General features: G+C 75.2%; 10 protein-coding genes and 1 riboswitch. Of the genes, 4 read left to right on the top strand and 6 right to left on the bottom strand.

What is annotated here, in order from left to right; translation table 11 throughout:
• Positions 1–1291 (bottom strand): mechanosensitive ion channel family protein (locus NWP10_RS07360; RefSeq protein WP_258300402.1); only part of this gene is annotated, 1291 nt, incomplete at its 3' end.
• A gap of 148 nt (positions 1292–1439) precedes the next feature.
• Between NWP10_RS07360 and hisD the strand changes: the two genes are divergently transcribed.
• Both hisD and NWP10_RS07350 read left to right on the top strand, forming a co-directional pair.
• Positions 1440–2756: a histidinol dehydrogenase gene (hisD, locus tag NWP10_RS07355; protein WP_258300401.1), complete on the top strand. Its 1317-nt coding sequence runs from the start codon at positions 1440–1442 to the stop codon at positions 2754–2756.
• 49 nt (positions 2757–2805) lie between these two features.
• A complete protein-coding gene (locus tag NWP10_RS07350; protein WP_258300400.1) occupies positions 2806–3186 on the top strand; it encodes an RNA-binding S4 domain-containing protein in 381 nt (126 codons plus the stop codon).
• Positions 3187–3239: 53 nt separating this feature from the next.
• Here NWP10_RS07350 and NWP10_RS07345 read toward each other — a convergent pair whose 3' ends face one another.
• Entirely contained in the window at positions 3240–3872 is a 633-nt protein-coding gene (locus NWP10_RS07345) for a hypothetical protein (RefSeq protein ID WP_258300398.1), read from the bottom strand.
• A 210-nt stretch (positions 3873–4082) separates the two neighbouring features.
• Positions 4083–4201, top strand: a riboswitch (SAM riboswitch).
• A gap of 72 nt (positions 4202–4273) precedes the next feature.
• Between NWP10_RS07345 and NWP10_RS07340 the strand changes: the two genes are divergently transcribed.
• Both NWP10_RS07340 and NWP10_RS07335 read left to right on the top strand, forming a co-directional pair.
• Complete coding sequence (locus NWP10_RS07340; RefSeq protein WP_258300397.1) at positions 4274–4798, top strand: flavin reductase family protein; 525 nt, start codon at positions 4274–4276, stop codon at positions 4796–4798.
• A 256-nt stretch (positions 4799–5054) separates the two neighbouring features.
• Complete coding sequence (locus NWP10_RS07335; RefSeq protein ID WP_017488271.1) at positions 5055–5258, top strand: cold-shock protein; 204 nt, start codon at positions 5055–5057, stop codon at positions 5256–5258.
• A gap of 110 nt (positions 5259–5368) precedes the next feature.
• Here NWP10_RS07335 and NWP10_RS07330 read toward each other — a convergent pair whose 3' ends face one another.
• From NWP10_RS07330 to NWP10_RS07315, 4 genes are all read right to left on the bottom strand, one after another.
• Positions 5369–6652, bottom strand: coding sequence for an MFS transporter (locus tag NWP10_RS07330; RefSeq protein WP_258300395.1), 1284 nt, complete (start codon positions 6650–6652; stop codon positions 5369–5371).
• Positions 6653–6735: 83 nt separating this feature from the next.
• Positions 6736–8079, bottom strand: coding sequence for an MFS transporter (locus NWP10_RS07325; protein ID WP_258300394.1), 1344 nt, complete (start codon positions 8077–8079; stop codon positions 6736–6738).
• A gap of 245 nt (positions 8080–8324) precedes the next feature.
• Positions 8325–10316, bottom strand: coding sequence for an FMN-binding glutamate synthase family protein (locus NWP10_RS07320; RefSeq protein WP_258300393.1), 1992 nt, complete (start codon positions 10314–10316; stop codon positions 8325–8327).
• A gap of 92 nt (positions 10317–10408) precedes the next feature.
• A partial coding sequence (locus NWP10_RS07315) for an aldehyde dehydrogenase family protein (RefSeq protein WP_258300392.1) occupies positions 10409–12438 on the bottom strand: 2030 nt, incomplete at its 5' end.

Genomic DNA, 12438 nt, shown 5'->3' with positions numbered 1-12438 from the left:
CCCCGGTGCCGGCCTCGTCGCCCGCCCCGCCGGCACGCGAGCCGGCGCCCGCGCCCTGCTCCGCCGCCCCCAGCTCCGCGCCGCCGTCACGCGCCGGACCGGCCGCGGCGGCGTCGTCGTGGTGCGCCCCGGAGGCGCTCCGCTCCACCATGCGCTGCACCACGATGCCCTCGGGGTGCTCGCTGCGCAGGAACGTCACGAGGTCCTCGCGGACGAGGCAGCGCAGGTCCCACAGGTCGCCGGAGTTGCGGGCCGAGACCACGGCGCGGATGCGCACAGTGCCGCCGATCGCGTCCGTGACCTGCATGGAGGACTCGCGACCGTCCCAGAGGTCGGTGGAGTCCAGCAGCTGGGTGAGGCGCTCGCGCAGCGCCGGCATGGGCACCCGCCAGTCCACGTCCAGCTCCACGACGCCGGAGACCTCCGTGCCCACGCGCGTCCAGTTCTCGAACGGCTGGGTGGTGAAGTGGGAGGACGGGTAGACCATGCGCCGCCCGTCCCAGAGCTTGAGGACCACGTTGGACAGGGTGATCTCCTCCACCGTGCCGAACACGCCCTCCATGTCCACCACGTCCCCCACGCGGATCGCGTCCGTGAAGGCCAGCTGGAAGCCGGCGAACACGTTGGTGAGCGTGGACTGCACGGCGAGGCCGGCGATCACGGAGATCACGCCCGCGGAGGCCAGCAGGCCGGCGCCGAGCGAGCGCACCTCCGGCACGCCCAGCAGCACGACGGCGATCGCTACCACCACGATCACCGCGTTGAGGATGCGGCGGATCAGGATGGTCTGCGTGCGGATGCGGCGCTCGCGTCGGTGCTCCACCCCGGTCTCCTGGTAGCGGCCGAGGATGCCCTCCTCGATGACCCCGACCAGCCGCCACGCGGCCCACGCGCCGGCGGCGGCCACGGCGATCAGCAGCAGGAACGACGCCGGCCGGTACCAGGTCTGCTCCTCCGCCATCACGCCCAGCCAGATGCGCGCGGCCAGGAAGCCGGCGGCCACCGCCGCGGGCGCGCTGAGCCGGGCCGCGCCGTGCTGGAACGCGGGGCGGCGGCGCAGCACGCCGCGGGCCAGCTGCAGCGCCGCGTAGACGAGCGTGGCGCCGACGGCGAAGGCGACGAGCACGGTCAGCAGGGTGCCCCACTCCACGCCGAGGGCGGCGGTGGTGGCGGCCGCCCCGTCCTGGACGTTGCCCTCCACGCCGGCGGGCACGTTCTCCCCGGCGAACAGGCGTGCCAGGGAGCCGAGCACGGGCGGGGACGCGGGACCGGAGAGTGCGGCGAGGAGCATGACGACAGTCTGACACCGGTGACCGGACACCCACCGGGGAAGAGCACAATGGAGGCTGACCGTCCGCGCGGTCCGGGCCCGGCCGCCGTCGTCGTGGTCCCGCACCGCCGGCCCCGACGCCCGCCCCCCGACCTCCCTGGAGGATCCCGTGCTCTCCGTCACCGACCTGCGTCAGATCGACACCGCCGCCGCGGACCTGTCCCGCATCATCCCCCGCGCGGACGTGGATGTGGCCTCCACCGTGCCGGTGGTGGCGCCGATCCTCGAGCAGGTCCGCACCGGGGGCGAGGCCGCCCTGCTGGAGCTGGCCGAGCGCTTCGACGGCGTCCGCCCACCCGCCCTGCGCGTGCCCGCCGAGGCGCTGGCCGCCGCCCTCGAGGGCCTGGACGCGGACGTGCGCGCGGCCCTGGAGGAGTCGATCCGGCGCGCCCGGCTCGTGCACGCCGCGCAGCTGCCGCAGGACAGCACGGTGGAGCTCGGCGAGGGCGCCTCGGTGCAGAACCACTGGGTCCCCGTGGACCGCGTGGGCCTGTACGTGCCCGGCGGCCGCGCCGTGTACCCGTCCTCCGTGGTGATGAACGTGGTGCCGGCCCAGGCGGCCGGCGTCGGCTCGCTCGCGGTGACCTCCCCGCCGCAGGCCGACCACGGCGGCCTGCCGCACCCCACCGTGCTCGCCGCGTGCGCCCTGCTGGGGGTGGACGAGGTCTACGCGGCCGGCGGCGCGCAGGCCGTGGCGATGCTCGCCCACGGCGTCCGGGACGAGCGCGGCGGGTGGCTCTGCGCCCCCGTGGACATGGTGACGGGGCCCGGCAACGTGTACGTGGCCGCCGCCAAGCGCGCCCTGCAGGGGATCATCGGCGTGGACGCGGAGGCCGGGCCCTCCGAGATCGCCGTGATCGCGGACGGCACCGCGCGCGCCGACTGGGTGGCCGCGGACCTGATCAGCCAGTCCGAGCACGACCCGCTGGCCGCCTCCGTGCTCATCACGGACTCCGAGGACCTCGTGCGGGACGTGCTCGCGGCGATCGAGGCGCAGGTGCCCGGCTCCTTCCACGAGGAGCAGATCCGGGTGGCCCTCACCGGGCCGCAGTCCGGCGTGCTGCTGGTGCGCGACCTCGACCAGGCCGTGGAGGTCTCGGACCGCTACGCCACCGAGCACCTGGAGATCCAGACCCGCGATCCCGAGGCCGTCGCGGCGCGGATCCGCAACGCCGGCGCCGTGTTCGTGGGCCCGCACGCCCCCGTGCCGCTCGGCGACTACTCCGCCGGCTCCAACCACGTCCTGCCCACCTCCGGCACCGCCCGCCACTCCTCCGGCCTGAGCACCGTGACGTTCCTGCGCCTGCAGCAGCGCATCCGGTACACCGAGACCGGGCTCAAGGAGCTGGCCGAGGGCATCAGCGTGCTCGCCGAGGACGAGCGCCTGCCCGCCCACGCGGTGGCGGTGCGGGCCCGGTTCGCGTGAGCGGCGCGGCGGTGACCACGACGACGGCGGCCCGGCCCGGGGGCGCGGCGTGAGCGGCGCCGTCCGGGTGGACGCGTGGCTGTGGGCCGTGCGCGTGTACAAGACCCGCTCGGCGGCCACCGCCGCCGTGCGCGGCGGGCACGTGCGCGTCAACGACGAGCCGGTCAAGGCCGCCCACACCCTCGCCGTGGGCGACCGCGTGCGGGTGCGCAAGGATCAGCGCGAGCGGATCCTCGAGGTCACCGGGCTGATCGGCAAGCGGGTCGGCGCGCCCGTGGCCGTGAAGAACTACATCGACCACTCCCCGCCGCCGATCCCGCGCGAGCTGCTGGCCGTCCCCCACCGCGAGCGCGGCGCGGGCCGGCCCACCAAGCGGGACCGCCGCAAGCTCGACGAGCTGCGCGGCCGCGCGTCGGACGAGCGGAGCTGAGCGGGCGGAGCAGGGCTGGGCAAGGGCGGGCGGGCGGAGCTGAGGCGCGGGCGTCAGCCCTCGGACCGGTACACCACCATGCGGAAAGGGCCGCCGTCGGGCACGACGCCGGTCAGCGTCAGCGGCCCGTCCGCCTCGCGGGCGGGCAGCCCCGCGGACCAGTGGCCGCAGCCCGGGGACTCCGCCATCACGTCGCTGAAGTCCTCGCCCGGCACCGTGGCCATCACGAGGCTGCGGCGGGACCCGTCCTGCTCCGCGCAGAGGAGCAGGACCGTGTATTCCTCCCCGGCGTGGGCGTCCACGCGCAGCGACTGGGCCCCCACGGCCAGCCCCTCCCAGAGGATCGAGGCGCCGTCCGGGACGTGGGTCAAGGACGGGTCGAGCTCGGCGTAGGGGATGCCGTCCTCGGCCACGGCGCGGTTCAGGGCGATCCGGGTGGCGGCGTCGTCCTGGGCCTGCGCGGCCGCCTCGTCCCCGGCGATCTCGGCGGCGGTGCCCGACGTCGTCGGAGCGGCGGAGGACGTGCCCGCGGCGAAGTACGCCGTGCCCGCCGCCGAGGACGGCGCGGGCGACTGCGAGCCGATGCTCGCCGTCGTCGCGGAGGCACAGGCGGACAGCGCCAAGCCGAGCGCCGCGGCGACGGACAGTGCGACGGGGACGCGGGGGCGACGGCGGCGGTGCGGCATGGCTTCCCCTCTGCAGGATGACGGCGCGGGGTGCGCGGCGGATGCCCCAGTGTGACCCGAGCCACAGGGCGTGGCAACGCGTGGACCCGGATGCCCTCCAATCGTTGCGCTCCCGTGACCCTGCACCGTGACGCCGGAAGACCGGCCCGCCGTCCCATCTGACGGACCACGTTGACCGGGCAGCGGGGACTGTCCTAGCGTGGGGCACAGAATCACGAGTTCCCGTCATCACGGCCCTGGCCGGCGGGACGGCAACCCTCTCACGCAGTAGTGGGGTGCTCCAGGTGATGATTCGGCCCCCGGGGACCTCCGGCGGGCAAGTACCGCGCCTCCGTGGATCGTGTCGATCCGCGTGACCGCCTCGCCGCGGAGCCGCGTTCGTCTTGCAGAGGACCGACGCCATGACCCTGACCCTCGATGACCGCACTCCCGTGTGGGACACCGACCTCTCCCACCACAACCTGCGCTCCGGCCTGTCCGCGTTCCCCACCGGGGTCGTGGCCGTGGCCGGCCTCGCCGAGGACCGCCGGGAGGTGATGGTCTCCTCCTCGTTCGGCGTGGGCATCTCCTGGGAGCCGGCCCTCGTGGCCTTCTCCGCGCAGAACACCTCCCGCACCTGGCCGCGCCTGCGGCAGGCCGCCTCGCTCGGCATCTCGCTGCTCGCGGCGGACCAGACCCACCTGTGCCGGCAGCTCGCCTCCCGCGAGGGCGACCGGTTCGCCGGCCTGGACGTCCACGTCAGCCCGAACGAGGCCCTGCTCATCGAGGGCGCGGCGCTGTGGCTGGAGACCCGCCTGCACGCCGAGGTGCCGGCCGGGGACCACACCGTGGTGCTGCTCGAGGTGACCGGCTTGGCGGACCACACGGACGAGGTGGCGCCCGCCGCGCTGCACCGCAACCTGTTCCACGGCCTGCGCGCGCTCTGACTCCTCAGGCCCGACGCGGGCGAACTCCGGGTGAACATTTCCCACGTGGTTCCGGCGGCGGCCGATCCGTGCGAGGATGGTGTCTGAAGTTGATCAAGCTGTATCCCGCCATCTTCACTGCTCGTCCTCCCGGCCCCGGCCGGTGCTGATGAGTGTTGGGCAAGCGGTTCAGTCTCGCCGCTTCACCCGCGTCCCATCCCGGGCCGCGGTCCAACACCGCCACCGCACTGCGGCGGCACATCGAAAGGACACCATCATGGCTGTCGGCACCGTCAAGTGGTTCAACGCTGAGAAGGGCTACGGCTTCATCGCCCCCGAGGACAACTCCGCGGACGTGTTCGTGCACTTCTCCGCCATCCAGGGCTCGGGCTTCAAGGAGCTCCAGGAGAACGACCGCGTCGAGTTCGAGACCCAGGACGGCCCCAAGGGCCTCCAGGCCGCGAACGTGACGAAGATCTGATCTTCGCCCACCAGGCTTGACGTCCCCCGGGACGTCCCGACGCCCCCGGTCCACACGGACCGGGGGCGTCGTCGTGTCCGGGAGGGGTGGGCGGCGCCGTCGTGCCGGGGTCAGCGACGGCGGCGCGCGGCCGCCGTCCGCTCCAGCCCGGAGGCGGCGAGCACGGCGCACGCGAACCACACGGCCGCGGCCGGGCCGAGCGGGGCGGCCAGCAGGCCGGCCGTCGCGGGGAGCACCACCTGCCCCGCCCGGTTGCCCATCAGCCGCACGGCCAGGGCGCTGGAGCGCCAGTCCGCCGGCACGGCCTGCGTCACCAGGGACATGGTCAGCGGCTGCCCCAGCCCCAGGGTGAACCCGCCCGCCGCCATCGCGACGACGGCCACCCACCCCCACGCCGGCTCGGCCAGCCCCAGCGGGGCCACGCCGATCGCCGCCGCGGAGAACAGCAGGGCCGTGCGCACCAGCCCCTCGCGGCTCCAGCGGCGCCGCAGCAACGGCAGCAGCGCCCGGGAGAGCAGCGACCCCGCCCCGCGCACGGCCAGCAGGACGCCCACGTGGGCGGGGCTCACGCCGTAGTGCTCCCCCACCACCGGCAGGAACGCGGTGAGGATGTCCACCATGGCCAGCAGCGCCACCGAGGCGAGCAGCTGCGGGGCCACGCCCGGCACCCGCAGGATGCGTGCGAGGCTCGGCCGCCCCCCGTGCCGCCCCGCCGCCGGTTCCGGCGTGGTCGCCTCCCCCGGGGGCGCGGCGGCGTCCGCGGTTTCGCCTCCACGCGGGGCGGAGGCGTGGGCGGTCTCGGCGGCATCACCCGGCCCGGCGCCCGGCTCGACCGCCCCGCCCCGCTCCCCCGGCCGGGGTCGCGCGCCCGGCACGAGGAGCACCGGGAGGATGCCGGCGGCGGCGATCCCGGCGGAGACCCAGAGGGCGAGCCCGGTGGCCTCCACGGTGGCGCCGTCGGCCAGCAGCGGCCCGGCGAGCAGGGGCCCGGCCATCTGCCCCACAGAGAAGGCGGCCGTGAACCAGCCGAAGCCGGCGTCGAGGAGCCCGGGGCCCGCGCGTCGGGCGATCGCGGCCTGCCCCGCGATGGTGAAGGCGAGGTGGCCCACGCCGAGCACGGCGGAGGCGGCGTACACGGCCGGCGCCGACGTCGCGAGGGCCAGACCAGCCCCGCCCGCGCCCATCGTGAGGGCGCCGGCCGCCACGAGCGGCACCGCGGAGGGCAGCCGGTCCGTGGCCCGGCCCATCCACAGCGCGCCGAGCAGCGGGAGCAGGGCGTAGGCCGCCGTCGCCCAGCCCACCGCGGCCTCGGGGGCGTCGAGCGCCAGCAGGCGGTAGCTGGTGACGGGGCGGGCGAGGTTGAGGGCGGTCTGTGTCAGCGCGGCCCCGGCCACGAGGGCCCAGAGCCACGCCAGGGACGCGCCGCCTCCACGCGGCGCCCCTGCACTCGACCCGCGCCCGCCCACGCCGTTGCCCCTCACGCCACTGCCCGCCACGCAGCCTCGGCGCGCGGATCCGCCGCGCGACGGCCCACGTGGCGGCGCAGCAGCATCACCACGAGGAACGCGAGGACGTACCCGAGGCCCACCGCGGCGAAGCCGGCCTGGTAGTCGCCGGTGAGGTCGCGCAGCACTCCCATGACCAGCGGGCCCAGGGCGAACCCGGCGTACATGCCCATCGCGTTGGCGCCGCTGGCGCGGCCGAGGCTCTCGGCCGGCACCTCGCTCATCAGGCCGGCGTTGGTGACCACGTTCGCGCCCAGCACGGTCAGCCCGTGCACGGCCGCCCCCACCCACAGCAGGGCGGGCAGGTGGGCGAGGTCGGCGGCGAGCAGCACCACGACGCCGGCCAGGGCGCCCAGGCAGATCGCGGCCAGCAGGGTGGTGGGGCGCGCGCCCGCGGCCATGCGGCGGCTCCACCAGATGCGCGAGAACACGCCGATCACGCCGGACACGGCCGCCGCAGCGCCGCCGGCCACGAGAGTGAGGTCCAGGGACTCCACCGCGAACAGCGGCAGGTACATGTTGGTGGCCTGCATGCCCAGGCCGGTGAGGAACGCGATGGCCGCGAAGAACCAGACCGAGGCCGGCAGCGCCGTGGTGTCCCGCCGACGTCGTCCGTCCCGGCGGCGCGCGCGGGCCGCAGCCGGTCCGGCGTCCGGGGCCGACGCGCGGTCGACGTCGGGTGCCGAGACGCGCCCGGCGTCCCGGTCCGCGGAGGGTGCCGCGCCGGGCAGCGGTGGGGCCGCCCACAGGGCGAAGCCCCACAGCACGCACGCGACCGCGGCCACGACCAGCGCCGCCCCCGTCCAGCCGAGGGCGAGGGAGGCGGCCGGGAAGAACAGGCCGCCGAAGAGCTGCGCGGCCTGCACGCCGGACTGCTTCACGCCGATCCACCCGATCCGCCGCTCGGGCGGGACCACGGTGCGGATGATCCGGTTGGTGGTGGGGTTGGAGATCGCCTGGGTGACGCCCGCGACGGCGGCCGCCGCGTAGAGCACGGGCAGGGACGGGGCGAACGCGCCCATCACGAGGGCCACGGCGGTGCCGCCGAAGATGATGCTCATCTGGGCGCGGGAGGAGAGCCGGTCGGCGGCCCGGCCCAGGCCGAGGGAGGTGACCGCGGCCGCCGCGAACACCGCGGTCATCACGGTGCCCAGCTGGCCGGAGGTCACCCCGAGCCGTTCGATGATCACCGTGGAGGACGCGGAGATCCCGTAGTTGAACAGGGGCCCGGCGCCCATGGCGGCCAGCAGCACCCACAGCAGCGCCGTGGAGGGGCCGGAGCGCGCGGCGGCGGGGGCGGAGGAGGACGGGGTCACGGACCCAGGCTAGACCCGGCCGACGCGGCGGCGTTCCGGGCGTCGTCCGGGGGCGACGTGCGCCGACGTCGGGTGATGGGCCGGGCGCCGCCCCGGGGGCGAGGTGCGCCGACGTCGGGTGAGGGGTGGAACGCCCCCACGACGACGCTGGGCGCACTACTGCCGAGTACCTTGCGGTCTACCTGGCAGTAGTGCGCCCAGCGCCCCCTCGGTCGGCGTCCGAGGACGACGACGGCCGGCCCGGATCAGCCGACGCGGCCCTCCCCGCGGGGCTCGGCGTCCACGCGGCCGGTGGTCCCGCGCTGCGTGACCTCCTCGCCGTCCTGACGCTCCGGGTCCTCGCCGGCGTGCGAGGACAGGCCGTCGTTGCCGTCCGTGTCCACGCGCTGGGTGACGCCGGCCTGCTCACGGGCCGGGTCGTGGGAGCGGGTGCTGCGCGAGTACAGGGTCTCGCCCTCGGCGAGCGTGCTCACGCGCGGCAGCGGCGAGGTGGTGACGGGCACGGTGTCCCGGGAGTCGCCGACGGCCACGCGGGAGCCGGCGCCCGAGGCCGGGGAGCCCTGGACCGGGGCGCCCTGCTTCTCGCGGCCCGGGATGAGCAGCTCGGAGCGCCACTCGGGGTCGCGCTCGGTGAGGTAGTCCACGCGGGCGTGCTCGCCGAAGTGGTCGCCGTCCGCCTCGTCCCAGTCCATGGCCCAGCCGGCCGGCGGGTCGTTGAGCAGCTCGTCCGTGCGCAGCCAGTGGTAGATGGACGCGTAGGAGCGGGTGGCCAGGTGGTCCACGCGGCGGCGGAGCATGCGCGTGTTCAGCTGGGACGGGTGGGTGACGCCCATGGAGGCCATGATCTGCACGGCCTCGCGCACGGTCAGGCGGTGGTAGTTGAACACGCGGTTCGACTTGTCCGTCACGTCCAGGGCGCGCATGAGGCGCGGGTCCTGGGTGGCGACGCCCACGGGGCACTCGTTGGTGTGGCACTTCTGCGCCTGGATGCAGCCGGTGGCCATCATCATGGCGCGGGCGGACATGGTGAAGTCCGCGCCCTGGATGAGGCGCTTGACGATGTCCGAGCCGGTGGCCACCTTGCCGGCGGCGCCGAGCTTGATCATGTGGCGCAGGCCGGTGCCCACGAGGGCGTTGTGCACGAGCATCAGGCCCTCGGTCAGCGGGGTGCCCACGCGGTCCGAGTACTCCAGTGGGGCGGCGCCGGTGCCGCCCTCGGAGCCGTCCACGATGATGAAGTCCGGGGCGATCCGCTCCTCCCAGATGGCCTTGCACATGGCCAGCACGTCCACGCGGGAGCCCACGCAGAACTTGATGCCCACGGGCTTGCCGTCGGAGAGCTCGCGCAGGTGCCCGATGAACCGGACCATCTCGCGGGGGGTGCGGAAGGCGGAGTGGGAGGCCGGGGACAGGCAGTCCTGGTCCATGGGGATCTCGCGGGCCTCGGCGATCTCAGCGGTGATCTTCTCCTTGGGCAGCATGCCGCCCAGGCCGGGCTTGGCGCCCTGGGACATCTTGATGGTGATGCCCTTGACCTCGGGGAGCGCCGCCTTGGCCGCGAACTTCTCCGCGCTGAACGTGCCGTCGCCGTTCCGGCAGCCGAAGTAGCCGGAGCCGATCTCCCAGAACAGGTCCGCGCCGTTGCCGCGGTGGTACTTGGTGAGGCCGCCCTCGCCGGTCTCGTGGATGAACCCGCCCAGGCCGGCGCCCTTGTTCATGGCCTGCACGGCGTTGGCCGAGAGCGAGCCGAAGGACATCGAGGAGATGTTCATCAGGGAGATGTCCACGGGCTGGCGGCAGTCGGGCCCGCCGATGCGCACGGTGGGGGCCTCGGCCGGGGCGTTCACGGGGGCGGACGAGTGCAGCAGGAACTCGTAGCCGATCTCCGAGGTGTCCCGCTCGGTGCCGAACGCCTTGTGGCTGTCCAGGCCCTTGGAGCGGGCGTACACGAGCGAGCGGGTGTCCCGGTCGAAGGGCTTGCCGTCGAAGTTGCGCTCGATGAAGTACTGCTGGATCTCCGGGCGGATCGACTCCAGCAGGTACCGCATGTGCCCGAGCACGGGGAAGTTGCGCAGGATCGCGTGGCGCTTCTGGGTCATGTCCCGGATGGCCAGGATCAGCAGCCCGACGACGATCGCGGCGAGCACCCACCAGGCGCCGTTGCCGATGGCGGCGACCAGGACGACCACGAGCGCGCCGAGGGAGAGGGTCGCGACGATCAGGAGTCTGTTGTTCACCCGACCATGGTGCCCTATATCACTCGATCCGGCATCCTCGGGAGACTGTGTCGCAGTGCGGACAGCCTCCCGAGGAGCGCGGCGGGCTCAGCTCACAGGATCGCGTCGGTGAGGTGGTCCGGGGTGCCGAACCGGTGGGCGGTCACCGACACCGCCTGCTCGTGCAGGAACGGCAGCAGCTCCACCTCGCCCGCGGAGACCACGGGACCGGCGTAGACGGCCACGTCCGGGGTGTCCCCGAGGGCCGCGTGGAGGGCGGCGCCGGCGGCCCGGGCGCCCTCGCGGTCCTGCGCCCAGTCGGCGACCAGGCGGATGCGGGCGTCCCCGCCGCCCTCGGCGGCCGGCGGGATCTGCGCGAGCTGGCAGGCGCGGTCGTGGAACGCCGCGGCGTCCTCGACGACGACGCTCACCGGGGCGGCGCCCTCGGCCCGGCCCGCGCCGGCGGTGCGGACGAGCTCGTCCACCTGCCCGCGCAGCGCCTCGGCGGAGAGGTCGTCCGTGCCGGGGGCCTGCGCGGCCGGGGTCGGGGCGATGCTTACCGTCATGGGCGCCCCGGCGCGCAGGCCGGCGGAGACGACGCGCAGCAGGTGCTCGGCGGGGCCGGACGCGCGGCGCACCAGCACGGCGACGGGCAGGTGGCGCAGCACGTTGCGCTCGGCCGCGAGCGCCGAGACGTCCGTGCCCGCGCCGAACGTGCCGGCCCAGGCCCGCTCGTCCAGCGCGCGGGCGGCGTCCAGCCAGGACCGCTCGGCGGCGGCCGGGGTCCCGGCGGCGGTCCCCTCCCCCGCCCAATCCGCGGCCGGAGACTCCGACGTCGACGACGGCGCGTCCTCCCAGTCCACGAGGCCGTGCAGGTAGTGCGGGCCGCCGGCCTTGGTGGTGGGGCCGACCACGGAGCGCTTCCAGCCGCCGAACGGCTGGCGGCGCACGATGGCGCCGGTGATGCCGCGGTTCACGTAGAGGTTGCCGGCGTGCACGCGCTCGAGCCAGTGGGCGATCTCGTCCGGGTCCAGGGAGTGCAGGCCCGATGTGAGGCCGAAGTCCACGGCGTTGACGATGTCGATGGCCTCGTCCAGGGTGGCCGCGGTCATCACGGAGAGCACGGGGCCGAAGTACTCGGTGAGGTGCGCGTCCGCGCCGGGGCGCACGCCCGAGCGGATGCCGGGGCTCCACAGGCGCCCGGTGGCGTCCAGCTCGCGGGGGCGCAGCGCCCACCGCTCCCCCTCACCGAGCTCGGTGAGCCCGCGGCGCAGCTTCTCGCCCGGCTCCTCGATGACGGGGCCCATCTGGGCGCGCGGGTCGTCCGGGTACGCCACGTGCAGGGACGAGGCGGCGTCCAGCAGCTGGCGGTGGAACCGCTCCGAGGTGGCCACCGAGCCCACGAGCACCACGAGGGAGGAGGCGGAGCACTTCTGCCCGGCGTGGCCGAACGCGGAGTGCACCACGTCCTTCGTGGCCAGGTCCAGGTCCGCGGACGGGGTGACGATCACGGCGTTCTTGCCGGAGGTCTCCGCGAGCAGGTGCAGGTCCGGGCGCATGCCCTTGAACAGCTTCGCGGTGTCCCAGCCGCCGGTGAGGATGAGCCGCTCCACGGCCGGGTCGGTCACCAGCGCGGTGCCCACCTCCTCCTCGTCCTCGTCGGCCATCGTCACCAGCCGCACGAGGTCCGCCGGGTCGTGCGCGGCGAGGGGGCCGCCGTCGTCGAACAGGCCCGAGTCCCGCAGGCCCTGGACGATCAGCTCCCAGGCGACGGCGCCGGTCCGCTCGGACTGCGGGGCCGGCTTGAACACCACGGGCGAGCCGGCGCCCAGGGCGGCGAGGACGCCGCCGACGGGGATGGCCACGGGGAAGTTCCACGGCGGGATGACCAGGGTCAGGCGCACGGGCACGGCGCGGGCGCCCTCCACCTCGTCCAGGCCGCGGGCCAGGCGCGCGTAGTAATGGGCGAAGTCCACGGCCTCGGAGATCTCCGGGTCGCCCTGGTCCAGGGTCTTGCCGGTCTCGGCGGCGGCGACCTCCAGGAGGCGTCCGCGGCCGGCGTGCAGCGCCCGCCCGACGGCGTCCAGCGCCTCGGCCCGCTGCGCGCCGGTGAGCGCGCCCCACGCGGCGCCCGGGGCCTGCG

Origin of the sequence: Micrococcus sp. HG099 (genome assembly GCF_024723355.1) — a bacterium.
GTDB lineage: Bacteria > Actinomycetota > Actinomycetes > Actinomycetales > Micrococcaceae > Micrococcus > Micrococcus endophyticus.
The sequence above is the reverse complement of the archived record's forward strand: the minus strand, read 5'-3'. Positions and strand labels throughout refer to the sequence as shown.